Source organism: Paraburkholderia fynbosensis (assembly GCF_902859935.1).
GTDB classification, from domain to species: domain Bacteria; phylum Pseudomonadota; class Gammaproteobacteria; order Burkholderiales; family Burkholderiaceae; genus Paraburkholderia; species Paraburkholderia fynbosensis.
On the sequence record NZ_CADIKI010000019.1, the window covers coordinates 71,008 to 95,738 of the forward strand.

Sequence of the window (24,731 nt, forward strand, 5' to 3'; positions counted from 1 at the left end):
CTCGATGCTGCGCATTACTCCCTCACGCCCGCGCCAGCCACGCCCAATGTCCGCAACCGCGAAATCCTGCTCGCCATCCCACCGCTCAGCGAGTTCGATCGTGAGGGACGGCCATTGCACGCACGGTGCAGTCTCCATGTCGCGCAGGGGCTTCCTCAAGGGCTCCGCGAACGTGGTGCTCGCCTCCGGTCTGGGCGGCGCGTTGCTGTCGGCGTGCGGCGGTGGCGACCTCGACACCGAACTGCCCGAGACCCCGCGTCTTGCGTCGGCCAGCAACTTTCGCGATCTGGCGGGCTTGGGCGCCGGCTACACGACCGTCGATGGCAAACGGATGCGCCGTGGCGCGTTCTATCGCGCGAATGTGCTGACGCTGAGCAGCGCCGATGAAACCGCGATCGACAAACTCGGCATCGCGTCGGTCTACGATCTGCGCACGCCTGGCGAAATCGCGCGGCAAGACGACGTGCTGCCGGGCGGCGCGACGCCGCAAACGCTCAACGTGCTCGGCAGCAGCGACTTCGTCGTGCCTGTGATGGATACGGCGGCGGCCGCCACCGCGTTCATGGAAGCGCAAGCGCGCGGCTATGTGACCGGCGCCGCGCAGCGAGCTGCGTACGGCACGCTCCTGACTCGTCTTGCCGACGGCGCCGGCGCGCAACTGTTTCATTCCAATGCGGGTAAGGATCGCGCCGGCTGGGTCGCGGCGCTGTTGCTCGGCATCGCCAACGTGCCGCTCGACGTCATCATGCAGGACTATCTGCTCAGCAACACCTACCTGGCGGCGTCGCTCGACGAGCAGACCGAGACGTTGCGCGCGCAGGACGGCGAGGCCGCCGTCGCGATCCAGATGCCTTTGCTGGAAGTTCAGGAGAGTTATCTGCAAGCCGGTTTCGATCAGGTGCAGATGAGCTACGGCACGATGGCGAACTATCTGACGCGCGGCCTCGGCATGTCGCAAACGACGATCGATACGTTGCGCGCCCGGCTCGTGAGCTAAGGCGCGTCAAAGACTCGCGCAAAAACCGTAGACGAAAAAAAGTCCGCCCCGCGCAACCGGGCGGACAGAGAAGGGCGGCATTGAGGTTGCCGTCGCCGACTATAAAGCCGCGGTCGTTGCGAGGATCCATCCAGTAAGGACGCGTAAGCGGCCACGTTCGCCGTGCCGCTTCGCCCGGTGTCATGCGATCGGCGCGCCTATCGGCAATTCGATCCGCACTTCCAGTCCGCCTTGCACGTGATTGCGCACATGACAACGCCCGCCGCGATCGTGCGCGAGTCGCGCGACGATCGCGAGGCCGAGTCCGCAATGGCCTTCGCCGCCACGCGCGGCATCGAGCCGGACGAACGGCTTCATCGCCGCGGCGATGCGCTCGTCGGGAATGCCGGGACCATGGTCGCGCACGCTGATCGTCCAATGCCGGTCGTCGCGCGTGGTGGTGATCTCCACCGGCGGCGTGCCGTGTTCGAGCGCATTGTCGACGAGGTTCGTCACGAGCCGGTCGAGCAGCGTGCGCGGCAGCGTGAAGGATGGGCCCGCGCGCAGATCGAGCGCGAAAAGCGGTGCTTCCGTGTTGTCGCCGGAAGTATCGCCGGACGAGAACTGCTCCCGTAAGAATTCTTCGACTTCGACCGGCGGCCCCGCGTCGGCGGATTGGCCGGCGAATTCGAGAAACTGCTGGACGATGTTGGTCAGCGAGTCGACATCGCGAATCAGACCGGCGCGTTCGTTCTCCGCCACCAGCACGCTTGCGCGCAACTTGAGCCGCGTGAGCGGCGCTTTCAGATCGTGTGCGACGCCGGCCAGCATCACCGCCTGATCGTCGCCGGCTTCATTCAGGCGCCGCATCATGTCGTTGAACGAACCGATCAGATCGCGCAACTCGCGCGGGCCCTGCACGGTCACCGGTTCAGGCCGCCCGCCCGAGCCGAACGCGCGCGCGGCGGTGGCGACGCGCGACAGCGGCCGCTGCATCTGCCAGACCGCGAACAGCGAGAGAATCAGCGCGGCGAGTAGCATCGATGCGCCTTCGACGACAAAACGCGGGCGCGGCGGTACGTCGACCGGCACGACCACCCAGTTCGACTTGCCGGGGAACAACACCCAGAGTTGCGGCGGATGCAGATCGTCGACGGCGATCTGCGTGCCGGGCGGCAGGTTCTCCCGCAGATGCCGGCTCAGTTCGACCAGCGGATGAGCCGTGGGCTTGCGCAGATGCACGCTCGCCGGCATGTTCCAGGTGGGGACCAGATGCACGCGCAAGGCCGGCGCAAGCGCCGTGCCTTTCATCGGCTCGCCGTTGATGGCTTGCAGCACCAGCAGAATGCCGCGGGCGAAGCCGTCGATTTCGTGGCGCGGCGGCTGCATCACCACCAGCACGAACCAGCCGGCCTGAATCGCGAACAACACCGCCGCAGACAGCAACGCCATTCTGCCGAACAGCGTGTTCAGCGGATTTTTCATGCGCTTGGAGCGGCCTCGTCGGCGAAGGGGGAGGCGTTGGCGTCGGGCACGAAGACGTAGCCCTTGCCGCGCACCGTCTGCACGTAGCAGGGGTTGGACGGATCGTCCTCGATCACACGGCGCAGGCGCCAGATCGGCACGTCGAGACTACGGTCGCGGAACGCGAGATTGTCGCGATGCACGAGGTCGTGAATCAGCACGCGCGACAACACCTTGTACGGATTGTTGACGAAGATCTTCAGGAGCGCGAACTCACTGTCGCGCAACGGCAGCTTCGAATCCTCGCGCGACAGCGAACGGGTGGCGAAGTCGAGTTCGAACGGGCCGAAGCGATAGCGCTTGCGGGCTTCCGGCGCGCTGGTGGTGCTCGGCCCGCGACGGCGCAGCACGGTCTGGATGCGCGCGAGCAATTCGCGCGGATCGAACGGCTTGGTCAGGTAGTCGTCCGCGCCGAGCGAGAGCCCGACGATGCGGTCGGCCACCGTGCCGCGCGCGGTCACGAAGATCACCGGGATGTCGTCACCGGCGGCGCGCAGCGCGGTGAGCGCGCGCAGGCCGTCGGTGTTCGGCATCATGATGTCGAGCACGACGACCGATGGCCGTTCACGTTCGAGCCGGCGCTGGAGATGGGTGCCGTCGTGCAGCACGGACGCGTCGAAGCCGTTCGATTGCAGAAACTTGCATAGCAGATCGCGTACGACCGGATCGTCGTCGACGATAAGGACCTGTGGATTCATGGCGAAATTCTAGACTGGCCGCGCGCAACGCGCGATCGACTGTTTTCTTACCAATGCTTACGATGCGCCGCGCGGTCCGGGACGACTCGCGTGTCACGCCCGCCGCTCAAGGCTCACAGCATATTTCAGCGCGGCTGGAGCGGGGCACTCGCGCGCGCACGCCGTGCCACATCGGCGCGTCCCGCCGATCAAAAATGGCCGCGCGATCGTAACCGCTGCAAGCATTGGAACCGATGGCAACGGCTCGCAACGGCTCGGAACGGCTCGTAAGAACCGCCGGAAAGCGCGCTTTGCTTCGTGCATCGCCGATGCGGGTGCGGCGCGATGATTCGCCGTGCAGTACGTTGCGCCGCATGCCGCAGACAGCCTTGATGGGTTGGACCACGGCCGGTGGCGTGAAATCGAAACCCGGTGCCACGCGAGGCTCATCATGACCATTCACAGCAACCTTAGTTCGACTCAACTTCCTTCGCTCACGTCCACGACCGCGAGGGACAAACCCGCGAGCGCCAGCCAACCGGCCGCGAGTGCGCAGCCGCAGGAGAGCGCCACCCGCGCGCAGCCGTCGCCGCCGACCGGGCTCGTCGGACACAACGTCAATACGACTGCCTGATCTCCAGAGGCCTGTGTGTCGACTCCGAGAATTTTTGACCGCCTCGTCCGTGCCGCCGCATGGTTGACACTCGGCGCGGCGCTGCTGCCGCTTGGCGGCTGTGCCGTCGCCGCGCTGCCGTGCCGGCTGACTTCGGCCACGCTGAAGATCATCCCGGTCGTCGGCCATGCCGCCGCCACGCCGTTCGATATGTGCTCCTCCGCAATCGACTGAACCATGACACTCACACGGATTGTTTGCGCGCTGGCGCTATTGGGCGGCATCGTTTCGTCGGCCGTTGGTGCACAGCCCGCCGCGCGTGAAGCGAAGGCGGTGGGCGCCGCGTCGAACAACGGGTCCGCCGACGCGTCCGTCAACACCCCGTTCAACGCGCGCCGGCGCTCGCAGGACGCGCCGTTCGCTTTTCGCGGCGTGGCGCTCGGCATCACGCTCGACGAATTCCGCGCGGGTTCGACCGTGCGGGCGACGCCAATCGGCAGCGTGCCCGTCTGCGAGACCGACGTGCAGGCGGGCACGCTCGGCATGCGGCTGAAATCGCGCGAAAGCCTGATGGTCGCGTGCCGTTGGGCGCATCGCGTGGATGATCGCTGGGCGATGTCGCAAGCGGTGGTTGACGGCGCGCCGGCGCTCGAGCACGTGCTGCGCTTCGCGCGGACCGACGCGCAGAGCCCGCTGCGTTTGTACGAGATTTCGTTCGTGATCGACGAGTTGACCGCCGAGGACTTGCGCGACGCGCTCGAGGATCGCTACGGCCCGCCGCGTCTCGCGACGCAGAACGTGGCGGCGTCGGGTGCGATGCCGACGTACGTGTGGGAAAACGCGGCGAGTTCGATCACGTTGTGCTTTTTGCCGGGCAGCCGCAACGGCACGCTCACTTATCTGCTGAAGGGTTCGGATGCGTGGGTGAAGTCGGTCGTGCGGCAGTGGCAGGCGAGCGGCGCGGAGGCGGGTTGATGAAACGCTCTGATCGTCGATGCGAGGGCGGCGGCGGTGCGGTGACGTCGGTCGAACCCGTTGCGAACCCGCCCCATCCGGCCGATCCCCTTCAGGGAGCATGCATGATCGCGCTACGTCTCACGCTCACGCTAGGCACGGCGGTTTGTCTCGCCGCTTGCGCGGGCCATCAGCAGAACTCGATCGTCGAGACGCCGATGGCGCCGCCGCTCGCTTCGGCGCCGCTGAACGTCAACACGCAAGGCGCGATCTATCAGGCGGGCACACCACTGCTGCTTTACGAAACGCCGCGCGCCCAACATATCGGCGATGTGCTGACGATCCGTCTCGCGGAATCGTATAGCGGCAACAACAGTTCGACCGCGGCGGCGAGCCGCGCGAGCAGCATCACCGCCGACGCCGCCGATCACTCGAGCAACGCCGCGGCGCGCCTCGCGAGGCTGTTCAACATCGGCTCGGCGAGCACCGACTACAAAGGGCAGGGCAGCCTCACCGACGTCAGCGGCATGACCGGCACCCTTGCCGTCACCGTGATCGGCACGATGTCGACCGGCAACCTCGTGGTGTCGGGCGAGAAGGTGATCGCGATGAGCGGCAACCGCGACCGGTTGCGGCTGTCGGGCATCGTCAATCCGAAGGATATCGAAGCGGGCAATTACGTCGCATCGAGCAAGGTCGCCAATGCGCGCATCGAGCAGGCGGGCGTGGGCATGGTGTCCGACGCCACCACGCTGGGCTGGCTGCAGAGAATGTTCCTGAGCGTGCTGACTTTCTGACGCCTGGACACGTGGCGTTGCTGCGCGCAGTGCGGCTCGCCTGCCGGGCCGCGTCAGGCGAGCGCAGCGCTTCGTTCCGCCGCGCCGATCTCACCGTCCGGCACGAACACATAGCCGCGTCCCCACACGGTTTGCACATAGCGCGGCTCGGACGGGTCCACCTCGATCAGCCGGCGCAAACGCCAGATCGACACGTCCAGACTGCGGTTGCGATGCGCCTCGCTATTGCCGTGCAACTTCTCCAGCAATTGCGAGCGTGTGAGCACGGTCATCGCGTGGGTGACGAACACCTTGAGCATCGCGAATTCGCTCGAACGCAGCGTGATGCGCTCGCCGTCGCGGCGTAGTTCGCGCGCCGGGAAATTCACTTCGAAACGCCCGAAATGATAGGGCGCGCGCTGCTCCGGCGCACTCGGCGCAATCGAGCCGCGCCGGCGCAGCACCGTGCGAATGCGCGCGACGAGTTCGCTCGGCTCGAACGGCTTGCCGAGATAGTCGTCGGCGCCGAGTTCGAGGCCGATCACACGGTCGATCGTATCGGCGCGCGCGGTCAGCAGGATCACGGGGATATCGTCACCGGCGACGCGCAACGCGCGCAGCGCGCTGATGCCGTCGAGCTCCGGCATCATGATGTCGAGCACGATCAGCGCGGGACGCTCGTCCTGCAATTTGCGCTGCAGCGCCATGCCGTGTTCGAGCGTGGCGACCTTGAAGCCGCGCCCCTGCAAATATTCGCTGACGAGCTCACGTACGACGGGGTCGTCGTCGACGACAAGAATGGTTTGGTTCATTCAGGGCATCTTAGTGATGCGCGCGCGCGGAGCAAAGCGCGCGATGCTTTCGAATCCTTTCTCGCGTAAGACAAAGCAAGCAGCCGGCGCTCAGTTCGCCTGCGACGTTTGAATGGTCTGCGGCGGCGAGTGCGAGAAGTCGGTCTGATCGACCACCATCCGGTCGATCAGGCCGCTGAGCTTGGTCGATGCGGAGGAGAAGCGGTCGGTGTTGAGGCCGCCGGTTTGATAACGCGCCGTGACGAGGATGCGGCCGTTCTGGATCAGCGTCAGATCGATGATCGACAGATACTGGATCGATTCGTCGCTGAACGAGCGGCGGCCATAGTCGATCGCGGCGTTGTAGACGAGCCGCGCCTCACAGCCCGCGGGCGAGGTGCCCGGATTGTAGACGTCCGAACGAATGCCGCGCCGGTCGAGCGCGAGTTGCAGCGCCGGCACGAAATCGCCGACCGACACCGTCTGGTTCACTTCGATGCAGACGTGATGCAGGTCGGCCGGCCTGCCGTTGACGAAGGTCGGCGACGAGTAGTTCGCCGCGATCGCGTAGCCCGCCTGAATCACCGAGCCGGTGGCGTCGGCCGCCTGGATCAGCGTCCATGCGCAGCCGTTCAGCCCGAACGCGAGCGCAGCGGCGACGGCCAGCCACGTGCACGGCCGCCGCAGCCGGACCCACGCGGCCCGTGAGGGTCGCGTGAAGCGGGTGTCGACGCGCATGCTCGGCGTGAGGGTCATGAGAGCGGGTGCGAGGTGGCGATGAGGAACGCGGCTGATCGCGGCGGTTCGCAACGGAGAACGGCGCGTGCGCGCACGCTCAGCGCGTGACGCGCAGGCGCAATTCGTTTTGCCCTTGCACGCTTGCCGTGACGCTGACGCGCCGCTCGGCCGTGGTGACGATGAAATGCTGGCGCGTCGGCGTGTTGACGTCGTGCACGACGTTCGAGAAGCAAGCCGCGATGTCGGCGCCCAATTCTTCGAGCGGATCGTTGATCACGCCGTCGGCTTCCCAGTGCGCGCGCCAATGGCAGTCGTATGTGTGCGCGTTGGCGCGGCAGTCGTCGGCGGTCGATACGCCCGGCAGTTGCGCGGCGGGCTGGCTGCGCAGTTGCTTGAAATCGTCGGCGTCGACGATGTGTTTGAGCACGGGGCAAACGTCCGCGGGCTCGTTCGGTTGAGTGGCTTGCGCTGCGTGCGCGGTGCTCGCGACCAGCAACGCTGCGCCGAGAGCGAGCGCGAGGCGCTGGGTCAAAGGATGGGAGCGGCGATCGAATGACATGGGCAAAGAGTCCGGTAACAGTGAATGACGTTGGGGCGAGGACGGGATCGGCCCGCATCACTATCGTCGCTGCCGGGAGGCATTTTCAAAGCGCGGAACAGCTTGCCCGCTTCGCAAATGCTTTCGATCTCTTCTCGCGTGTTTCCGGATGTTGCCAGGTGTTGCGTTGCGGCGAAGGGAAGGTGTGACGTGCTGGCGCGTGTGGCGGGGTTGTTCCCGTTGCGCAGTGCGTTGCTGCGATTGCCGCTCAGCCGAGCGTAAGACCGCCATCGATATGAATCACCTGCCCGGTGATATGACGCGCTTCGTCGGAGAGCAGGAACGCGATCAGCGCGGCGACATCCGCAGGCTCGGCGACGTGGCCGAGCGGCGTTGCTTCGGCGGCGCGCGTCCACGCCGACGCATTCTCGGCGCTCGGACCACGATCTTTGCGGGTGTAGCCGGGTGCCACGCAGTTGACGGTCACGCCATGCGGCGCCAGTTCCGCGGCGGCGGTTTTGGCCAGCGATTCGAGCGCGGCTTTCGCCGCCGCCGTCGCGGCAAACGGCGCGTCTGCGCGATAGCGGTGCGCAACGAACGAACTCAGCGCGATCACGCGACCGCGCTTCGACGTTTCCAATGCAGGGGTTGCGCGTTTGACGAGCGCCGCGAACGCGGCCGGCATCGCAGCGAAGGCGGCGTTGAACGTGTCGGGGTCGAGCGCGTTGAGGGTCTGGCGCTGCGCGTGCCCCGCGTTGGCGACCAGTTGATCGAGTGCGCCAAAGTGTGCCAGCGTCTGGTGAACCACGTGTTCCGCGGCGCCGCGTTCGGCGAGGTCGCCGAACACCGTCGCGCAGCGTGCGCCGCTTGCGCGGCACTCGGCGGCGAGCTCGGCAAGACGCTGGCGGGCGGCGTCGTCGGCGCCACGGGCGTGCAGCATGAGTGCGGAGTGCGGCGCGGCGATGCGCCGGGCGAGCGCCGCGCCGATGCCGGAGCCCGCACCGGTGATCAGCACGACACGTTCATCAGGGCGGGCTGCGCTCACGTCGCGGATATCGCTCACGATGCTCAGGCCGCGACCGCTTCGCCCGCACGTTCGACGTCGAGCGTCTCGTCGTGGAACGCAGCTAGCGATTCGCGATGCGCAACGCTGACGATCGCTGCCTTCGGCAGGCGCTCCGTGAACAGGCGATACAGACGCGCTTCGTTTTCCGCGTCGAGCGCGCTGGTGGCTTCATCGAGGAACAGATAGTCGGGCTTGTGCAGCAGCACGCGTGCGGCTGCGAGGCGCTGCTGTTCTCCCGGCGACAGGATGCGGGTCCAGTGCCCGGACTCCTGCAGGCGGTCGGCGTACTCCGACAGATGGCAGGTGACGAGCGCTTCGCGGCATTCGTCGTCGGTGTAGGCGGTGGCCGAGGACGGGTAGGCGAGCGCCGCTTTCAGCGTGCCGATCGGCATGTAGCTGACCTGCGGGATGAACATCATGCGCGCGGTGACCGGCGCGTCGATCGAGCCGTCGCCGAACGGCCACAGGCCGGCGAGCGCGCGCATCAGCGTGCTCTTGCCCGCGCCGGACGGACCGCGCACCAGCCAGCGCGAACCCGGTTGAATCGCGATATCGCGGATGCGCGACAGCGGGTTGCCGTTCGGCAGCGCGAGCTTGAGGCCGTCGGTGGAAAGCTGATCGGCATCGACGAAATGCAGCTTGATGCCGCCATGCTCGGTGGCCGGCGAGACCGACTCCTTCAGACGCGGCGCGTGAACGACACGGCGGAATTCGCGCAACCGGTTCACGGTGGCGCGCCACTCGACGAGGCTCGCGTAACTGTTGATGAACCACGAGAACGAATCGCTGACGGTGCCGAATGCGCTCGAAATCTGCATCAGCACACCGAAGGTGAAGGCGCCCGCGAAATAGCGCGGCGCGGCGACCACCAGCGGAAAGATGATCGCGATCTGGCCATAGAAGCTCAGCACGAAGGTGAGCCGCTTGGTGTACTTCATCACCTGCCACCAGTTGTCGCGGATGCGGCCGAACAGCGAGTGCGCGTTCGACTTCTCGGTGTCCATGCCGTTGTAGAACGCAATCTGTTCGGCGTTCTCGCGCAGCCGGATCAGGCCGAAACGGAAATCCGCCTCGACTTTCTGCGCCTGGTAGTTGATCGACACAAGCGGATGGCCGACCTTCTGGATGATCAGCGAGCCGACCACCGCATACAGCGCCGCGGCCCACACCATGTAGCCGGGGATCTGCAACGGCATGCCGCCGAGCGAGATGGTCAGCGCACCGGCCAGCGACCACAAGATCGTGATAAACGACACGAGCGTGACGACCGTGGACAGCAGATCGAGCGTGAGCGAGAGCGTGGTGGTGGCGAACGACTGCAGATCGTCGCTGATCCGTTGGTCGGGGTTGTCGGCGAGCCGGTCGCGTTCGATCCGGTAGAAGGCGCTGTCGTGCAGCCACTCGTTCAGATAGCGCGTGGTCAGCCACTGGCGCCAGCGGAAGCCGAGCATCTGACGCAAATATCGCCCGTACACCGCGAGGATGATGAAGCCGAACGCGAGTCCCGAGAACACCATCAGCAGGTGCGGGAAATCGTGCACGTTCTTGCTTTGCAGCGCGTTGTAGAAGTCGGCGCTCCAGCGGTTCAGCCGCACGTTGATCCACACGACGAGCAGGTTCATCACGATGATCGCAATGAGCAAGCCCCACGCCGTCTTGCGTTCTTCGGAAACCCAGTAGGGTTTGATCAGGCTCCAGGCGGAGACTTTTTCGTCGGGCGGTAGCGCGGGGCTGGCGGAAATATTGGGTGTCATGAGCGTCCTGATGAAGTGCAGGCCCGAAGTGCTGATCCGAAGCGCCGACCCGACTCCGGCCGGCCCATGTCGGGCTATTGCGCCGCGAAGCGGCCCGATGTCGGGCCGCTCTGCGACGGCGGTGCGTATCTGCCCGGGCGTCGTGTTTCGGCGAACGCGCGTCCGGGCGAGCGCCCGATTCTGGCGTGAGGCCCTTAAGCGAAAATTAATTTTCGCTTAAGGGCTTCGCCCCGCCGGCGTCCGTCGCGCATGCGGCGAAGCGCGCTTGCGGCATCCGGTCCCGGCATTGTGCCAGAGCCCCGGCTCCGCCCACATCGCCGCAACGAAACAAGGTGCCGGATCAGACCCCTGCCGCCGCGCGAGCCGCAGGTTTGCGGGCGCCGCGCCTTTTATGGTCTAATGACCTGCGACGAAACAGGGGTGCTTCGCCCACAGGCGGCTTGATTTTCAGGCTGCGGCGGCGAGGCTGAGAGAGACCCTTTGCACCCGATCCGGGTAATACCGGCGCGGGAAGTTTCCGGAAGCAGCCAGTCTTCCATTCCCCGCCGGACGGCGTCCGTACCTCGGTACGCGCGTATTGTCCGGCCGGCTTCACCCGCCGGTTTCGTCCTGGGTACGTGCGTTTTTTTGCCGTACGGAAAGGACTCGATGACCGCCAATTCTTCAGATATGTGTTTTGCTCTTCGCTACGTCGCCGTCGGTGCGTCGTGCTTCAGCCTTGCTTGCCGCCGTAGACCAAAGCACACGCGGGAGTCCGCGCGATGAACCGGTCCGCCCAACCTGATTTCGCCGTTCTCGGCGGCGGTCTTTGCGGCCGGTTGGTCGCATGGCGTCTGGCGGGCCAAGGACATCGCGTGGCGCTGTATGAGCGCGGCGACGCCGCCGGCTCGCAGGCCGCCGCGTGGGTCGCCGCGGCGATGCTGGCACCGCTCGCCGAAGCCGCCAGCGCCGAGCTGCTCATCACGCGCCTTGGCGCGAGTTCGCTCGATACCTGGCCGCAGGTGCTGGCCGAATTGCCCGAGCCGGTATTCTTCCAACGCAATGGCACGCTGGTCGTCTGGCATCATGCCGACCGCACCGAAGCACCGCTATTCGAACGCCGGGTGCGCTCGAACGCGCCGGCGGACCTGCTCGACGGCGGTTTCGTGACGCTGACGGGCGCGCAGGTCGGCGCGGCCGAGCCCGCGCTGGCGGGCCGCTTCAATCAGGGCTGGCTGCTGCCGCGTGAAGGCCAGCTGGACAATCGCCAGGTGCTGGCCGCGTTGGCCGCGGGCCTTGCCGAGCGCGGCGTCGAAACCCACTGGAACACGCCCGTCGACGAGCAGTCGCTGCCGCCCGCGCGCATCACGATCGACTGCCGGGGCCTCGGCGCGAAGCCCGTGCTGCCCACGCTGCGGGGCATTCGCGGCGAAGTCGCGCGGGTGCATGCGCCCGGTATCAACCTGACACGCCCGGTGCGGCTGCTGCATCCGCGCTATCCGCTCTATATCGCGCCGAAGCAGAACGACCTGTACGTGATCGGCGCCACCGAAGTCGAGGGCGAGGACATGTCGCCGGTCAGCGTGCGCTCGGCGCTCGAACTGCTGAGCGCGGCGTTTTCGGTGCATCCGGGCTTCGGCGAGGCGCGCATCCTCGAACTGAATTCGCAATGCCGCCCGACTTTGCCGGACCACCGTCCGGCGCTCCTGTGGGACGGCGCGCGGACGTTGCGCGTGAACGGGCTGTACCGGCACGGCTACATGATCGTGCCGGAGGTCGCCGACGAAGCCGTGCGCTTCGCGTCGGCGCTGCTTGACGGCCGTATCGGCGATGCCGACGCGTTCGCCGAGTGGCGCCGCGACGCCCGCTGGAGCGAGCTTTTCCAACAGGACCGCGCGCGGGAGCCGGCATGAGCGGTGCGCTCCCATGCCGCTCGCCCGCCGCTTTTGCCATCGATTGAACCGTATTCGAACACCATGGACATTCATATCAATCAGAAGCCGTTGTCGCTGCCCGACGGTGCGACCGTCGCCGATGCGCTCGCCGCGTACGGCGCGCGCCCGCCGTTCGCGGTCGCGCTGAACGGCGATTTCGTCGCGCGCACGCAGCATGCGGCGCGCGCGCTGCAGCCGGGCGACCGGCTCGACATCGTGCAACCCGTGGCCGGCGGCTAAGCGTTGCCCCGCCGCCCGCCACGCTTGCCGGAGACCCGATGATGCAAATGACTTCCCCCCAAACGGCCGACGCGCTTACGCTGTACGGCCAAACCTTCGCGAGCCGCGTGCTGCTTGGCACCTCGCGCTATCCGTCGCTGCAGTCGCTGTCCGATTCGATCGACGCGGCGCGCCCCGGCATGGTGACCGTCGCGCTGCGCCGGCAGATGAACGAAGGCGGCGCCGAAGCCGGCTTCTTCGATCTGCTCAAGCGCCACGGCGTGCCGCTGCTGCCGAACACGGCCGGCTGCCTGACGGTCGGCGAGGCGGTGACCACTGCCCACATGGCGCGCGAAATCTTCGAAACGGACTGGATCAAGCTCGAACTGATCGGCGACGACTACACGTTGCAGCCCGACCCGGTCGGCCTGATCGAAGCGGCCGCGCAACTGATCAAGGACGGCTTCAAGGTGCTGCCGTATTGCACCGAAGACCTCGTGATCGGCCGCCGCTTGCTCGACGCCGGTTGTGAAGCGCTGATGCCGTGGGGCGCGCCGATCGGCACCGGCAAGGGCGTGATCAATCCTTACGGGCTGCGGGTGCTGCGCGAGCGGCTGCCGGACGTGCCGCTGATCGTTGACGCCGGGCTCGGCGTGCCATCGCATGCGGCGCAGGTGATGGAGTGGGGCTTCGACGGCGTGCTGCTGAATACCGCGGTGTCGCAGGCGACGCACCCCGACGCGATGGCGCGCGCGTTCGCGCTGGGCGTCGAAGCGGGCCGCCAGGCTTTTCTGGCGGGGCCGATGGCCGAGCGCGAAAGCGCGCACGCGAGCACGCCGGTGGTCGGCATGCCGTTCTGGCACCAAGACGGGAGCGCCGCATGACGCAAACACTGGCCTTGAAGAATCGCGACCTGTTCTGGCCGCCCGCCGACGAACTCACCGAAGCCACCGAGCGCATCCGCGCGCGCTTGGGCGACTGGCCGCCGACACATGCGCCGTGGCGCATCTGCCTGACCGCGCCGGACGAGCCCAATGGCGGCGACCTGATCGTGATCGCCGACGCCCAGCAGCACGGCGAGCAGATGGCGCGCTGGCTGGTGCAGGGCGCCGGTGTGATCGAAGCGGCGCAGGACAAGGCCACGCTGCATCTGGGCGGGGAGAAGTACCGCCTCGAAGGCCATCTGGCGGATGACTGGATTGCCGCGCTGGCCGCGTTCCTCGACTGCGGCTTCGACCCGCACGATGCGCTGGTGCTGGCGCTCGCGTGGCGCGACGGCGACGAAACCCGCGCCGACGACGCCTTTCCGTCCGACCTCGCCCGTTTCCCGCGCCTTGCCGGTTTGCCGACCGCGCCCGCGCAAGTGTTCGCACGATGCCCGGACCGGCTCGGCCTGTACCCGGTGCTGCCGAGCGCCGAATGGGTCGAGCGGGTGGTTGGCTTCGGCGTGAAGACGGTGCAGTTGCGCCGCAAATCGGCCGAACCCGCCGACGAACTGAAGCGCGAAATCGCCCGCTGCGTGGCTGCCGGACGCGCGCAGGACGCCCAGGTGTTCATCAACGACCACTGGCAGGCCGCGCTCGAAGCAGGCGCGTATGGCGTCCACCTCGGTCAGGAAGACGTGCATACCGCCGACCTGTCCGCATTGGCCGCCGCCGGCATCCGGCTGGGTCTGTCGACGCATGGTTTCTACGAGATTCTGAAAGCGCTGCATTTTCGGCCGAGCTACATTGCGTTGGGCGCCGTGTTTCCGACCACGACCAAAGTCATGCCGACCGCGCCGCAGGGTCTCAAGCGCCTCGCACGCTACGTGCGTCTGCTGGACGGCGTCGTGCCGCTGGTGGCGATCGGCGGCATCGACTTGCAGGTGCTGCCTGACGTGCTGGCGACGGGTGTCGGCTGTGCGGCGGTGGTGCGCGCGGTCACGGAAGCTGCCGATCCGGCTGCCGCCGTTTTTGCGCTGCAGCAAGCGTTTACGCAATAATCGTCAGGCTTATTTAAGAGACAGGGCACCCTCACGGCAGCTTTTGCATGATGGCCCTATAATTCGGCCTTCCGTGTAAAAGGACTGTCAGTTTCGTGTCTTCCTCCCTCGAGACCCTACTCGAGCTGCGCGACGTCGACTTCGGTTACGGCGACCGGCTCGTCTTGTCGAACCTGAATCTGCGCTTCAAACGCGGGCAGGTCGTCGCGGTCATGGGCGGCTCGGGTTGCGGCAAGACCACCGTGCTGCGTCTGATCGGCGGTCTGGTACGCGCGCAGCGCGGCCAGATCCTTCTCCACGGCCAGGACGTCGGCCAGCAGACGCGCGACGGCCTTTACGCGCTGCGCCGCAAAATGGGCATGCTGTTCCAGTTCGGCGCGCTGTTTACCGACATGTCGGTGTTCGAAAACGTGGCCTTCGCGCTGCGCGAGCACACCGATCTCCCTGAAGAATTGCTGCGCGACCTCGTGCTGATGAAGCTCAACGCGGTCGGCTTGCGTGGCGCGCGCGACCTGATGCCGTCGGAGGTTTCCGGTGGTATGGCACGGCGCGTGGCGCTCGCGCGCGCCATCGCGCTCGACCCCGAGCTGATGATGTACGACGAGCCCTTCGCCGGTCTCGATCCGATCTCGCTCGGCATTACCGCGAATCTGATCCGCGCGCTGAATCAGGCGCTGGGCGCCACCTCGATCCTGGTCACGCACGATGTGCCTGAATCGTTCGCGATCGCGGATTACGTCTACTTTCTCGCCAACGGCGGTGTTCACGCCGAAGGCACACCGGCCGAGCTGCGCGCGTCGGCCGATCCGACCGTGCGGCAGTTCATCGACGGTGCGCCGGACGGCCCGTTCAAATTCCACTATCCGAGCAAGGCGTCGCTGGCGGCGGACTTCGGCATCGGCGGAGGCCAGTCATGATCAGTGCGATCAGTGCGATCAGTGCGATCGGTCGCTCGGTGATCGGCGGGCTCGGCACGGCCGGCTACGCCACGCGTTTTTTCTTCCGGCTGCTGCTCGAATTTTTCCCGTTGCTGCGCCGTCCGCGCCTTGTCACGAAGCAGATCCACTTCGTGGGTAATTATTCGCTGGTGATCATCGCCGTGTCGGGGCTGTTCGTCGGCTTCGTGCTTGGGTTGCAGGGCTATTACACGCTCAATCGCTACGGCTCCGAGCAGGCGTTGGGCCTGCTGGTCGCGCTGTCGCTCGTGCGCGAACTGGGACCGGTGGTCACCGCGCTGCTGTTTGCCGGCCGCGCCGGCACGTCGCTCACGGCCGAGATCGGCCTGATGAAGGCCGGCGAGCAACTCACCGCGATGGAAATGATGGCGGTCGACCCCGTCAAGGTCGTAGTCGCGCCGCGCCTGTGGGCCGGGATTGTCTCGATGCCGATCCTCGCCGCGATTTTCAGCGCGGTCGGCGTGTTGGGCGGTTATGTGGTGGGCGTGCTGCTGATCGGCGTCGACGCGGGCGCGTTCTGGTCGCAGATGCAAGGTGGCGTGGACGTCTGGCGAGATGTCGGCGCCGGGGTCGTCAAGAGCGTGGTGTTCGGCCTCGCGGTGACCTTTGTCGCGCTGTTTCAAGGCTACGAAGCCAAGCCGACGCCCGAAGGCGTGTCACGCGCGACCACTAAAACGGTCGTGTATGCGTCGCTGGCGGTGCTCGGACTCGATTTTCTGCTGACCGCACTGATGTTCAGCTAAGACTGCGCGGCACGTTGGCCGCCAGCGGCGTGTCTCTCGGCGGCGCGCGCGGCGGGCAGCATCGGCGGCGTGGCGGATTCACTTTGGGATGACGATGAAAAAGACTGCTCTCGACTTCTGGGTCGGCCTGTTTGTAGTGTTGGGTTTCGTGGCGCTGCTGTTTCTCGCGCTGAAGGCCGGCAACATGAGTTCGTTGTCTTTCCAGGCAACCTACCCGGTCAAGCTCAAGTTCGACAATATCGGCGGGCTGAAGGCGCGCGCGCCCGTGAAAAGCGCGGGCGTGACGGTGGGCCGGGTCGCGTCGATCGGCTTCGACAGCAATGCGTATCAGGCGCTCGTCGTGATCGATCTCGACAAGCAGTATCAGTTTCCGAAAGACACCTCCGCGAAGATCCTGACGTCGGGTCTGCTCGGCGAACAGTACATCGGACTCGAACCCGGCGGTGACACCGAAATGCTCAAGGCCGGCGACACGATTTCGATGACGCAATCGGCGATCGTGCTGGAAAACCTGATCGGCCAGTTCCTATATAGCAAGGCCGCGGATTCGGGGGCGTCGAAGCCCGCGACGACCGCGCCGGCGGCGGCAGCGCCGGGCTCGCCTGCCGCCGGCGCGGCCGGTCAATAAGGAGAACAAGAATGCAGACCACACGCATCGGAGGCGCGCGCGCCTTCCAGTTGGGCACGATCGTGGTGGCGGCCGCGGTGCTGGCCGGCTGCGCCACGGTGGAAACACCCACCAAGGGCGATCCGTTCGAAGGCCTGAACCGCACTATCTTCACCGTCAACGACAAGATCGACCAGTACGCATTGAAGCCGGTCGCCAAAGGCTACGTGTGGGCGACCCCGCAGCCTGTGCGCGACAGCGTGACGAACTTCTTCTCGAACATCGGCGACGTCTACATCGCGGCGAACAACCTGCTGCAGTTGAAGATCACCGACGGCGTGCAGGACATCATGCGGATCGTGATCAACACGGTCTTCGGTGTCGGCGGCCTGTTCGACGTGGCGACGCTCGCCAAGCTGCCCAAGCACGAGAATGACCTCGGTCTGACGCTTGGCCACTACGGCGTGCCGCCGGGGCCGTACCTGGTGCTGCCGCTGTTCGGCCCGAGCACGGTGCGCGACGCGGTCGGCTCGGTCGGCAATTACTATGTGAACCCGCTGAGCTACATCGATCCGCCGGGTCTGAGCTGGGCGCTGTACGGCCTGAACATCGTCAACGTGCGCGCGAATCTGCTGGGTGCGAGCGACGTGCTGGAAGGCGCCGCGCTCGACAAATACTCGTTCGTGCGTAACGCGTATCTGCAACGCCGCCAGTATCTGCTGTCGGACGGCCGCCGGCGCACGCAGGCGCTGCCGAATTACGACGACGAAGCGCCGCTGCCGAAGTACGACGAGGACGTCGAGGGCGCGGCAGGCGCGGCCGGGGCGCCTGCCGGTGCGGTCACCGGAACGGCGGGCACGCAGGGTGCTGCGGCGAAGGCTGCGCCGGCATCCGGCCCTGCCGTCGCGACGCCCCCGCAAGCTGCGCCGGGAGCCGCGTCGGGCGCGTCGGAGACCCCTCCGCTCGACCTGAACGGCGGTCCGGAAACGACGCAAATCCCAGCAGGCCAACTGGTTCCGCCGACGCGTTTTAATTTTCCGTCATTCAAATTGCGCTGAACGTGCGGCGGTAACAGATCGATACGACTCTCGCAGTTTGCGCATGGATTGCCGTCGAACTTGCGTGCTAAGGTCGGCTCAAACGCTTGCACTACTTTTTAAGGCTAGGCTCGATATGAAAAAACTTTTCCTGATTCCGTTGTTCGCTGCGTTATTTTCCTTCGTTAGTGTCGGGGCATCGGCGCAAACGGTGGATACGAATTCTCCGGACGCCTTGATCAAGACCGTCACCCAGCAGGTGATCGACGCGGTGCGCGCCGACAAGTCCATCCAGCAGGGCGACATTTCGCGCATCACCCGTCTCGTCAACGAAAAGATCCTGCCGTACACGGATTTCCGCCGCACCACGCAACTGGCGATGGGCCGTAACTGGCGCACGGCCTCGCCCGAGCAGCAGAACCAGGTGGTCGAGCAATTCAAGATGCTGCTGATCCGCACGTACTCGGGCGCGCTCGCGCAAGTGCGCGACCAGCAGATCCAGTACAAGCCGTTCCGCATGAATCCGGACGACACCGACACGGTGGTGCGCTCGGTGGTGATGAACAACGGCTCGCCGATCGAACTCGACTACCGTCTGTACAAGACGCCGCAAGGCTGGCGTGTGTATGACATCAATGTGCTCGGCGCATGGCTGATCCAGGCGTATCAGCAGCAGTTCAATGAGCAGATCCAGCAGAAGGGCGTCGACGGGCTGATCCAGTTCCTCACGCAGCGCAATCAGCAACTCGCCGCGGGCAAGCAGTCGTGAGCGAAGTGCTGAGCACCGTCGCGAACCGCTTCGAGAGCGGTGCAACGTTGACCCACCAGAGCGCGAAGGCGGCGCTCTCGGCGGGTTTGCAACGCATCTCGGCCGGCGCAACCGGCGTGGATTGCACGCCGCTCGCGCAGTTCGATTCATCCGCACTGGCCGTGTTTCTCGCGTGGCAGCGTGCCGCCCAAGCACGCGGCGTCAAGTTCGAGATCGTCAATCTGCCGGCTGGTCTCGCCAGTCTCGCGCAGGCCTACGGCGTCGATACGCTGGTGTGTCGACCAGAGTTAGCGCTTTAGCGCTTACTCTGGTCCCACGCAACGCGAGTCGACTAGAGTTAGCGCTTTAGCGCTTACTCCGGTCCTACGCGACGCGAGTCGACCGGGTTAGCGATTTCGCGCTTACTCCGGTCCTACGCGACGCGGGTCCCGGGGCTTCCCGCTTTGGCGCCTACGCCGCTGCCCCTACCATCGCCGCATTGACGCTCCCTCCGCGTCACTCCCAATCCTTCCGGTCGAGTCGGGCCTGCTGATTTTTGCCCTATAATCAAACGTTTTTTGGTGCACGTCACCGGCCCCAATTCCGTTTCTCCCAGCATTTTGTTGACCCTGCTCCGGGCTGCCTCAGGGCTCCCACGGGGTTCATTTAGGCGCTGCGATCCACGCGGCCCACCGTCATGTCAGCCATAGAAATTCGTAACGTCAAGAAGCGCTACAAGGACTTGCAGGCGCTCAAGGGCGTCAGCCTCACAGTCGAAGAAGGCGAGTTCTTCGGACTGCTCGGTCCGAACGGCGCGGGCAAGACCACGCTCATCAGCATCCTCGCTGGCCTCGCCCGCGCCGATGAAGGCAGTATCGCGGTGCGTGGCCACGACGTCGTGACCGACTTTCGCAACGCGCGCCGCGCGCTCGGCGTGGTGCCGCAGGAGCTCGTGTTCGATCCGTTTTTCACCGTCCGCGAGACCTTGCGCATCCAGTCCGGCTACTACGGCCTGCGCAACAACGACGCGTGGATCGACGAGATCATGGCTAATCTCGACCTCACCGATAAAGCCGACGCCAACATGCGTGCGCTGTCGGGCGGCATGAAGCGTCGCGTGCTGGTCGCGCAGGCGCTGGTGCACCGCCCGCCGGTGATCGTCCTCGACGAACCGACCGCGGGCGTCGACGTCGAGCTGCGTCAAACGCTGTGGAAATTCATCTCGCGCCTGAACCGCGAAGGCCACACCATCGTGCTGACCACGCACTATCTCGAAGAAGCCGAGTCGCTGTGCCACCGCATCGCGATGTTGCGGCGTGGCGAAGTGGTCGCGCTGGAGCGCACCAGCACACTGTTGCAGCGCTTTGCCGGCATGCAGCTGTTCGTGCGTTTCGCGCAGGGCGTACTGCCTGCCGAGCTGCGTCCGCTCGAAGCGGAAAGCGGCGCGGGCAACGGCAATGGCCGCCAGCATCTGCTGCGCCTCACGAGCTACGACGATGTCGAGCGGATTCTCGCGCAGTGCCGCGCAGCGGGCTGTACATTTGAAGAAATCGAGGTCCGCAAGGCCGACCTCGAAGATGTGTTCGTTCAGGTGATGAACGGTCCGGAAGTGATCGAGGGGCTTGCATGAGCGGCTACAGTGGATTCAGTACGCTGTTTTACAAGGAGTTGCTGCGGTTCTGGAAGGTGGCGTTCCAGACCGTGCTCGCACCGGTCATCACCGCGCTGCTCTATCTGACCATCTTCGGCCACGCATTGCGCGACCACGTGCAGGTTTATCCGGGCGTCGAATACACGAGCTTCCTGATTCCGGGTCTCGTGATGATGAGCGTGTTGCAGAACGCGTTCGCGAACAGTTCGTCGTCGCTGATTCAGTCGAAGATTACCGGCAACCTGGTGTTCGTGCTGCTGCCGCCGCTGTCGCACTACGAGATGTTCGCCGCCTATGTGCTCGCGGCAGTGGCGCGCGGGCTCGCGGTTGGCTTCGGCGTGTTCATCGTGACGATCTGGTTCGTGCCGGTCAGCTTCATCGCGCCGCTCTACATCATTCTGTTCGCGATTTTCGGCGCGGCGATTCTCGGCACGCTCGGTCTGATCGCTGGTATCTGGGCGGAGAAGTTCGATCAGCTCGCCGCATTCCAGAATTTTCTGATCATGCCGCTCACGTTCCTCTCGGGCGTGTTCTACTCGACGCATACGCTGCCGCCGGGCTGGCGCGAAGTGTCGCGTCTCAATCCTTTTTTCTACATGATCGACGGCTTTCGCTACGGTTTCTTCGGGATGTCGGATATCAATCCGCTCGTGAGCCTTGCGATCGTCGCCGGTTTCTTCGTGGTGCTGGCCGTGGTGGCGATGCGCATGCTCGCTGCCGGCTACAAACTGCGCCACTGATCAGGAGCTTCTCTCATGTTGCCGACTCCCGAACAGGTCAAGCAATACATTGCGGCTGGGCTCGCTTGCCAGCATCTCGAAGTCGAAGGTGACGGCCAGCACTTCTTCGCGACCATTGTGTCGGCGAGCTTCGAAGGCAAGCGTCCGATCCAGCGTCATCAACTGGTGTATGCGGCGCTCGGCGACCGCATGCGCGAAGAAATCCACGCGCTCAGCATGAAGACGCTGACGCCCGCCGAATGGCAGAACGCGTAATCTGGAAATTTAGTGCGAATTACTCAAGAAGGACGCGACGCCGGTAGCGGCGCGTCGAACACGGTCAATGCAGCCCCGGCCGAAGTCCGGGTCAATCAGGAACTGACAGGCATGGATAAACTCGTCATTGAAGGTGGCTACCCGCTGTCGGGTGAAGTCGTCGTCTCGGGTGCGAAGAACGCGGCGTTGCCGATCCTGTGCGCGGGTTTGCTGAGCGCGGAGCCGGTGCATCTGGACAACGTGCCCGACCTGCAGGACGTGCGCACGATGCTCAAGCTGCTCGGCCAGATGGGCGTGCGTATCGAGAGCGGCGAAGGCCGTGTGACACTGGACGCGTCGAAGGTCGACAACGTCGTCGCGCCGTACGAGATGGTGAAGACCATGCGTGCGTCGATCCTCGTGCTCGGCCCGCTGGTCGCGCGCTTCGGCCACGCGCGGGTGTCGCTGCCGGGCGGCTGCGCAATCGGCGCACGTCCGGTCGATCAGCACATCAAGGGCTTGCAGGCGATGGGCGCCGACATCACGATCGAGCACGGCTTCATCGAAGCCCGCGCGAAGCGTCTGAAGGGCGCGCGCATCGTCACCGACATGATCACCGTGACCGGCACCGAAAACCTGCTGATGGCGGCGGTGCTGGCCGAAGGCGAAACGGTCATCGAGAACGCGGCGCGTGAGCCGGAAGTCGGCGACCTCGCGCATCTGCTGGTGTCGATGGGCGCGCAGATCGAAGGCATCGGCACGGATCGCCTCGTGATCCAGGGCGTCGACAAGCTGCATGGCGCGAAGCACACGGTCATTCCGGATCGCATCGAAGCCGGCACGTTCCTGTGCGCGGTGGCGGCAGCCGGCGGCGACGTCACGCTGCGTAAAGTACGTCCGCTGATTCTCGAAGCCGTGACCGAAAAGCTGCGCGAAGCGGGCGTCACGATCGAAGAAGGCGACGACTGGATGCGCGTGCGCATGGATAAGCGTCCAAGCGCCGTCACGTTCCGCACCTCCGAATACCCCGCGTTCCCGACCGACATGCAGGCGCAGTTCATGGCGCTGAACACGATCGCGGACGGCACCTCGCAGGTCGTCGAAACGATCTTCGAGAACCGCTTTATGCACGTGCAGGAATTGAACCGCCTTGGCGCGAGCATCACGATCGACGGCAACACCGCGCTCGTGAACGGCGTCGACAAGCTGTCCGGCGCGATGGTGATGGCTACCGACCTGCGCGCGTCCGCGAGTCTTGTGATCGCCGCGTTGCGTGCCGAAGGCGAGACGCTGATCGACCGTATCTATCACCTGGATCGCGGCTACGACCGGATGGAGACCAAGCTCAACGCGATCGGCGCGAAGGTGCGCCGCGTGTCCGGGAGCCAGGCATGAGTTCGATGCCGCAAACGTCGTCGTCGCCGGCGGTGAGCGCACCGCTCACGCTGGCGCTGTCGAAAGGGCGTATCTTCGAAGAAACGCTGCCGTTGCTCGCGGCGGCCGGCATCGAAGTGGCCGAGGATCCGGAAACCTCGCGCAAGCTGATTCTGCCGACCACCGACGCGAACCTGCGCGTGATCATCGTGCGTGCCACCGACGTGCCGACCTATGTCGAATACGGCGCGGCCGACTTCGGCGTGGCGGGCAAGGACGTGCTGCTGGAGCATGGCGGCAGCGGCCTGTATCAGCCGGTCGACCTGGATATCGCGCGCTGCCGGATGTCGGTCGCGGTCGCAGCGGGTTTCGATTATGCGAAGGCTGTGCGCCAAGGCGCGCGCCTGCGGGTGGCGACCAAGTACGTTGAGACCGCACGTGAGCATTTTGCCGCCAAGGGTGTACACGTCGATCTGATCAAGCTGTACGGTTCGATGGAACTGGCGCCGCTCGTCGGCCTCGCCGATGCGATCGTCGACCTGGTGAGTTCGGGCAATACCTTGCGCGCCAACAATCTTGTCGAGGTGGAGGAGATCATGGAGATCTCGTCGCGCCTCGTCGTGAACCAGGCCGCGCTGAAACTGAAGCGCGCCGCGCTGCGGCCGATTCTCGACGCGTTCGAACGTGCGTCAAAAGCCGGCTGAACGGCGGTCCGATAATGTTGTGACCCCGCTGTTAAGCGCGCCTTACCGAAAACGGATACCCGTATGTCTATCAAGATTCGCAAACTCGATTCCACCGCTCGCGACTTCCACAAGTCGCTGCATGCGGTGCTCGCGTTCGAGGCGAGCGAAGACGAAGCAATCGAGCGCTCGGTCGCGCAGATTCTGAACGATGTGAAGGCGCGCGGCGACGCGGCGGTGCTCGAGTACACGAACCGCTTCGACCGGCTCGACGCGAAGAGCGTCGCCGCGCTGGAGCTGCCGATGGCCGAGCTGGAAGCGGCGCTCGAAGGCCTGGAGCCGAGGCGCCGTGCGTCGCTCGAAGCGGCGGCGGCGCGCGTGCGCGGCTACCACGAGAAGCAGAAGATCGAGTGCGGCAGCCATAGCTGGCAGTACACCGAGGCCGACGGCACGGTGCTCGGCCAGAAGGTCACGCCGCTCGATCGCGCGGGCATCTACGTGCCGGGTGGCAAGGCTGCGTATCCGTCGTCGGTGCTGATGAACGCGATTCCGGCGCGTGTGGCCGGCGTGCGCGAAATCGTCATGGTCGTGCCCACGCCGGACGGCGTGAAGAATCCGCTGGTGCTGGCGGCCGCGCTGCTGGGCGGCGTGGATCGCGTGTTCACGATCGGCGGCGCACAGGCGGTGGCCGCGTTGGCGTATGGCACGCAAACCGTGCCGGCGGTCGACAAGATCTGCGGCCCCGGCAACGCGTACGTCGCATCGGCCAAGCGCCGCGTGTTCGGCACGGTCGGTATCGACATGATCGCCGGGCCGTCGGAAATTCTCGTGCTGTGCGACGGTACCACCGACCCGCGCTGGGTCGCGATGGACCTGTTCTCACAGGCCGAGCACGACGAACTCGCGCAATCCATCCTGCTATGCCCGGACGACACGTTCATCGCCCGCGTGCATGACGCGATCAACGAATTGCTGCCGAGCATGCCGCGCCAGGACGTGATCCGCGCGTCGCTCGAAGGGCGCGGCGCGCTGATCAAGGTGCGCGACATGGCCGAAGCCTGCGCGATCGCCAACGACATCGCCCCGGAACACCTCGAAATCTCCGCGCTGGAGCCGCATCAGTGGGGCCAACTGATTCGCCATGCGGGCGCGATCTTCCTCGGCCGCTACACCAGCGAGAGCCTCGGCGACTACTGCGCGGGGCCGAATCACGTGCTGCCGACGTCGCGTACCGCACGGTTCTCGTCGCCGCTGGGCGTCTACGATTTCTTCAAGCGCTCGAGCGTGATCGAAGTCAGCGCGGAAGGCGCGCAGACACTAGGCGAGATCGCCGCTGAACTCGCGTATGGGGAAGGCCTGCAGGCGCATGCCCGCAGCGCCGAGTACCGGATGCGGCAAAACAGCAACGATCGCGGCTAGGAGCGGCGGGGGCGCG

28 protein-coding genes and 1 riboswitch are annotated in these 24,731 nt (G+C 65.6%); of the genes, 21 read left to right on the plus strand and 7 right to left on the minus strand.

All coding sequences use genetic code 11. The features are described from left to right. Window positions 1-46: 46 nt before the first annotated feature. The gene (locus tag HV770_RS27360) at window positions 47-997 is read left to right on the plus strand and encodes a tyrosine-protein phosphatase (RefSeq protein ID WP_175164695.1); all 951 of its coding nucleotides are present in this window, start codon (window positions 47-49) and stop codon (window positions 995-997) included. 180 nt (window positions 998-1,177) lie between these two features. Here the strand turns inward: HV770_RS27360 and HV770_RS27365 are convergent, their stop codons facing one another. Together HV770_RS27365 and HV770_RS27370 are read right to left on the minus strand one after the other, a co-directional pair. Next, on the minus strand, window positions 1,178-2,461 hold the full coding sequence (locus HV770_RS27365) for an ATP-binding protein (RefSeq protein WP_175164696.1): 1,284 nt from the start codon (window positions 2,459-2,461) through the stop codon (window positions 1,178-1,180). Next, window positions 2,458-3,198: a response regulator gene (locus HV770_RS27370; RefSeq protein WP_168663506.1), complete on the minus strand. Its 741-nt coding sequence runs from the start codon at window positions 3,196-3,198 to the stop codon at window positions 2,458-2,460. The genes HV770_RS27365 and HV770_RS27370 overlap by 4 nt, the downstream gene beginning before the upstream one ends. 430 nt (window positions 3,199-3,628) lie before the next feature. Here HV770_RS27370 and HV770_RS27375 point away from each other — a divergent pair, with 430 nt between their 5' ends. From HV770_RS27375 to HV770_RS27390, 4 genes are all read left to right on the plus strand, one after another. Further along, window positions 3,629-3,811: a hypothetical protein gene (locus tag HV770_RS27375; protein WP_175164697.1), complete on the plus strand. Its 183-nt coding sequence runs from the start codon at window positions 3,629-3,631 to the stop codon at window positions 3,809-3,811. A 15-nt stretch (window positions 3,812-3,826) separates the two neighbouring features. After that, entirely contained in the window at window positions 3,827-4,024 is a 198-nt protein-coding gene (locus HV770_RS27380; RefSeq protein ID WP_121315864.1) for a DUF6726 family protein, read from the plus strand. A 3-nt stretch (window positions 4,025-4,027) separates the two neighbouring features. Next, window positions 4,028-4,765, plus strand: coding sequence for a hypothetical protein (locus HV770_RS27385; protein ID WP_175164698.1), 738 nt, complete (start codon window positions 4,028-4,030; stop codon window positions 4,763-4,765). A 104-nt stretch (window positions 4,766-4,869) separates the two neighbouring features. Then, window positions 4,870-5,541 carry a flagellar basal body L-ring protein FlgH gene (locus HV770_RS27390; protein WP_175164775.1) on the plus strand — a complete coding sequence of 224 codons (672 nt, stop codon included), beginning with the start codon at window positions 4,870-4,872 and terminating at the stop codon, window positions 5,539-5,541. Window positions 5,542-5,594: 53 nt separating this feature from the next. Here HV770_RS27390 and HV770_RS27395 read toward each other — a convergent pair whose 3' ends face one another. The 5 genes from HV770_RS27395 to HV770_RS27415 form a co-directional block, all read right to left on the minus strand. Next, on the minus strand, window positions 5,595-6,332 hold the full coding sequence (locus HV770_RS27395; protein WP_121315861.1) for a response regulator: 738 nt from the start codon (window positions 6,330-6,332) through the stop codon (window positions 5,595-5,597). A 90-nt stretch (window positions 6,333-6,422) separates the two neighbouring features. Continuing rightward, complete coding sequence (locus HV770_RS27400; RefSeq protein WP_175164699.1) at window positions 6,423-7,067, minus strand: hypothetical protein; 645 nt, start codon at window positions 7,065-7,067, stop codon at window positions 6,423-6,425. Between the two features lie 79 nt (window positions 7,068-7,146). Beyond that, window positions 7,147-7,608 (minus strand): hypothetical protein, encoded by a 462-nt coding sequence (locus HV770_RS27405; RefSeq protein ID WP_175164700.1) that lies wholly within the window; start codon window positions 7,606-7,608, stop codon window positions 7,147-7,149. 247 nt (window positions 7,609-7,855) lie between these two features. Continuing rightward, window positions 7,856-8,650 (minus strand): SDR family NAD(P)-dependent oxidoreductase, encoded by a 795-nt coding sequence (locus HV770_RS27410; RefSeq protein ID WP_425497485.1) that lies wholly within the window; start codon window positions 8,648-8,650, stop codon window positions 7,856-7,858. 5 nt (window positions 8,651-8,655) lie between these two features. Beyond that, window positions 8,656-10,407 (minus strand): ABC transporter ATP-binding protein/permease, encoded by a 1,752-nt coding sequence (locus HV770_RS27415; protein ID WP_175164701.1) that lies wholly within the window; start codon window positions 10,405-10,407, stop codon window positions 8,656-8,658. 406 nt (window positions 10,408-10,813) lie between these two features. Further along, window positions 10,814-10,937: riboswitch (TPP riboswitch) on the plus strand. Between the two features lie 231 nt (window positions 10,938-11,168). On the opposite strand from HV770_RS27415, the gene HV770_RS27420 reads away from it, so the two are divergent. The 16 genes from HV770_RS27420 (at window position 11,169) to hisD (ending at window position 24,715) form a co-directional block, all read left to right on the plus strand. Beyond that, window positions 11,169-12,299, plus strand: coding sequence for an FAD-dependent oxidoreductase (locus tag HV770_RS27420; RefSeq protein WP_175164702.1), 1,131 nt, complete (start codon window positions 11,169-11,171; stop codon window positions 12,297-12,299). A gap of 63 nt (window positions 12,300-12,362) precedes the next feature. Next, the gene (gene thiS, locus HV770_RS27425; protein ID WP_175164703.1) at window positions 12,363-12,560 is read left to right on the plus strand and encodes a sulfur carrier protein ThiS; all 198 of its coding nucleotides are present in this window, start codon (window positions 12,363-12,365) and stop codon (window positions 12,558-12,560) included. A gap of 47 nt (window positions 12,561-12,607) precedes the next feature. Further along, a complete protein-coding gene (locus HV770_RS27430; RefSeq protein ID WP_175164704.1) occupies window positions 12,608-13,423 on the plus strand; it encodes a thiazole synthase in 816 nt (271 codons plus the stop codon). Beyond that, window positions 13,420-14,523, plus strand: coding sequence for a thiamine phosphate synthase (gene thiE / locus HV770_RS27435; RefSeq protein ID WP_175164705.1), 1,104 nt, complete (start codon window positions 13,420-13,422; stop codon window positions 14,521-14,523). Before HV770_RS27430 ends, thiE begins: the two co-directional genes overlap by 4 nt. 95 nt (window positions 14,524-14,618) lie before the next feature. Beyond that, on the plus strand, window positions 14,619-15,440 hold the full coding sequence (locus tag HV770_RS27440) for an ABC transporter ATP-binding protein (protein WP_175164706.1): 822 nt from the start codon (window positions 14,619-14,621) through the stop codon (window positions 15,438-15,440). Beyond that, window positions 15,437-16,222 carry a lipid asymmetry maintenance ABC transporter permease subunit MlaE gene (mlaE, locus tag HV770_RS27445; protein WP_175164707.1) on the plus strand — a complete coding sequence of 262 codons (786 nt, stop codon included), beginning with the start codon at window positions 15,437-15,439 and terminating at the stop codon, window positions 16,220-16,222. Before HV770_RS27440 ends, mlaE begins: the two co-directional genes overlap by 4 nt. A 94-nt stretch (window positions 16,223-16,316) precedes the next feature. Continuing rightward, window positions 16,317-16,850, plus strand: a complete 534-nt coding sequence (gene mlaD, locus HV770_RS27450) for an outer membrane lipid asymmetry maintenance protein MlaD (protein ID WP_175164708.1) — start codon at window positions 16,317-16,319, stop codon at window positions 16,848-16,850. An 11-nt stretch (window positions 16,851-16,861) separates the two neighbouring features. Beyond that, window positions 16,862-17,887 (plus strand): MlaA family lipoprotein, encoded by a 1,026-nt coding sequence (locus HV770_RS27455; RefSeq protein ID WP_175164709.1) that lies wholly within the window; start codon window positions 16,862-16,864, stop codon window positions 17,885-17,887. A 115-nt stretch (window positions 17,888-18,002) separates the two neighbouring features. After that, complete coding sequence (locus tag HV770_RS27460) at window positions 18,003-18,635, plus strand: MlaC/ttg2D family ABC transporter substrate-binding protein (protein ID WP_175164710.1); 633 nt, start codon at window positions 18,003-18,005, stop codon at window positions 18,633-18,635. Next, window positions 18,632-18,934: an STAS domain-containing protein gene (locus HV770_RS27465; RefSeq protein WP_175164711.1), complete on the plus strand. Its 303-nt coding sequence runs from the start codon at window positions 18,632-18,634 to the stop codon at window positions 18,932-18,934. Before HV770_RS27460 ends, HV770_RS27465 begins: the two co-directional genes overlap by 4 nt. Window positions 18,935-19,311: 377 nt before the next feature. After that, complete coding sequence (locus HV770_RS27470; RefSeq protein WP_175164712.1) at window positions 19,312-20,244, plus strand: ABC transporter ATP-binding protein; 933 nt, start codon at window positions 19,312-19,314, stop codon at window positions 20,242-20,244. Next, window positions 20,241-21,005 carry an ABC transporter permease gene (locus HV770_RS27475; RefSeq protein WP_175164713.1) on the plus strand — a complete coding sequence of 255 codons (765 nt, stop codon included), beginning with the start codon at window positions 20,241-20,243 and terminating at the stop codon, window positions 21,003-21,005. The genes HV770_RS27470 and HV770_RS27475 overlap by 4 nt, the downstream gene beginning before the upstream one ends. Window positions 21,006-21,020: 15 nt before the next feature. Beyond that, a complete protein-coding gene (locus HV770_RS27480; RefSeq protein ID WP_175164714.1) occupies window positions 21,021-21,260 on the plus strand; it encodes a BolA family protein in 240 nt (79 codons plus the stop codon). 111 nt (window positions 21,261-21,371) lie between these two features. Next, window positions 21,372-22,634: a UDP-N-acetylglucosamine 1-carboxyvinyltransferase gene (murA, locus tag HV770_RS27485; RefSeq protein ID WP_175164776.1), complete on the plus strand. Its 1,263-nt coding sequence runs from the start codon at window positions 21,372-21,374 to the stop codon at window positions 22,632-22,634. After that, window positions 22,631-23,317 (plus strand): ATP phosphoribosyltransferase, encoded by a 687-nt coding sequence (gene hisG, locus HV770_RS27490; RefSeq protein ID WP_042329176.1) that lies wholly within the window; start codon window positions 22,631-22,633, stop codon window positions 23,315-23,317. The genes murA and hisG overlap by 4 nt, the downstream gene beginning before the upstream one ends. A 63-nt stretch (window positions 23,318-23,380) precedes the next feature. Further along, window positions 23,381-24,715 carry a histidinol dehydrogenase gene (gene hisD, locus HV770_RS27495; RefSeq protein WP_175164715.1) on the plus strand — a complete coding sequence of 445 codons (1,335 nt, stop codon included), beginning with the start codon at window positions 23,381-23,383 and terminating at the stop codon, window positions 24,713-24,715. Window positions 24,716-24,731: the final 16 nt, after the last annotated feature.

What these genes read in the sequence shown, in the direction of transcription:
- HV770_RS27360 (WP_175164695.1), top strand. Translation starts at nt 47, where the DNA reads ATGTCCGCAACCGCGAAATCCTGCTCGCCATCCCACCGCTCAGCGAGT.
- HV770_RS27365 (WP_175164696.1), bottom strand. Translation starts at nt 2,461, where the DNA reads ATGAAAAATCCGCTGAACACGCTGTTCGGCAGAATGGCGTTGCTGTCT.
- HV770_RS27370 (WP_168663506.1), bottom strand. Translation starts at nt 3,198, where the DNA reads ATGAATCCACAGGTCCTTATCGTCGACGACGATCCGGTCGTACGCGAT.
- HV770_RS27375 (WP_175164697.1), top strand. Translation starts at nt 3,629, where the DNA reads ATGACCATTCACAGCAACCTTAGTTCGACTCAACTTCCTTCGCTCACG.
- HV770_RS27385 (WP_175164698.1), top strand. Translation starts at nt 4,028, where the DNA reads ATGACACTCACACGGATTGTTTGCGCGCTGGCGCTATTGGGCGGCATC.
- HV770_RS27390 (WP_175164775.1), top strand. Translation starts at nt 4,870, where the DNA reads ATGATCGCGCTACGTCTCACGCTCACGCTAGGCACGGCGGTTTGTCTC.
- HV770_RS27395 (WP_121315861.1), bottom strand. Translation starts at nt 6,332, where the DNA reads ATGAACCAAACCATTCTTGTCGTCGACGACGACCCCGTCGTACGTGAG.
- HV770_RS27400 (WP_175164699.1), bottom strand. Translation starts at nt 7,067, where the DNA reads ATGACCCTCACGCCGAGCATGCGCGTCGACACCCGCTTCACGCGACCC.
- HV770_RS27405 (WP_175164700.1), bottom strand. Translation starts at nt 7,608, where the DNA reads ATGTCATTCGATCGCCGCTCCCATCCTTTGACCCAGCGCCTCGCGCTC.
- HV770_RS27415 (WP_175164701.1), bottom strand. Translation starts at nt 10,407, where the DNA reads ATGACACCCAATATTTCCGCCAGCCCCGCGCTACCGCCCGACGAAAAA.
- HV770_RS27420 (WP_175164702.1), top strand. Translation starts at nt 11,169, where the DNA reads ATGAACCGGTCCGCCCAACCTGATTTCGCCGTTCTCGGCGGCGGTCTT.
- thiS (WP_175164703.1), top strand. Translation starts at nt 12,363, where the DNA reads ATGGACATTCATATCAATCAGAAGCCGTTGTCGCTGCCCGACGGTGCG.
- HV770_RS27430 (WP_175164704.1), top strand. Translation starts at nt 12,608, where the DNA reads ATGACTTCCCCCCAAACGGCCGACGCGCTTACGCTGTACGGCCAAACC.
- thiE (WP_175164705.1), top strand. Translation starts at nt 13,420, where the DNA reads ATGACGCAAACACTGGCCTTGAAGAATCGCGACCTGTTCTGGCCGCCC.
- mlaE (WP_175164707.1), top strand. Translation starts at nt 15,437, where the DNA reads ATGATCAGTGCGATCAGTGCGATCAGTGCGATCGGTCGCTCGGTGATC.
- mlaD (WP_175164708.1), top strand. Translation starts at nt 16,317, where the DNA reads ATGAAAAAGACTGCTCTCGACTTCTGGGTCGGCCTGTTTGTAGTGTTG.
- HV770_RS27455 (WP_175164709.1), top strand. Translation starts at nt 16,862, where the DNA reads ATGCAGACCACACGCATCGGAGGCGCGCGCGCCTTCCAGTTGGGCACG.
- HV770_RS27460 (WP_175164710.1), top strand. Translation starts at nt 18,003, where the DNA reads ATGAAAAAACTTTTCCTGATTCCGTTGTTCGCTGCGTTATTTTCCTTC.
- HV770_RS27470 (WP_175164712.1), top strand. Translation starts at nt 19,312, where the DNA reads ATGTCAGCCATAGAAATTCGTAACGTCAAGAAGCGCTACAAGGACTTG.
- HV770_RS27475 (WP_175164713.1), top strand. Translation starts at nt 20,241, where the DNA reads ATGAGCGGCTACAGTGGATTCAGTACGCTGTTTTACAAGGAGTTGCTG.
- HV770_RS27480 (WP_175164714.1), top strand. Translation starts at nt 21,021, where the DNA reads ATGTTGCCGACTCCCGAACAGGTCAAGCAATACATTGCGGCTGGGCTC.
- murA (WP_175164776.1), top strand. Translation starts at nt 21,372, where the DNA reads ATGGATAAACTCGTCATTGAAGGTGGCTACCCGCTGTCGGGTGAAGTC.
- hisG (WP_042329176.1), top strand. Translation starts at nt 22,631, where the DNA reads ATGAGTTCGATGCCGCAAACGTCGTCGTCGCCGGCGGTGAGCGCACCG.
- hisD (WP_175164715.1), top strand. Translation starts at nt 23,381, where the DNA reads ATGTCTATCAAGATTCGCAAACTCGATTCCACCGCTCGCGACTTCCAC.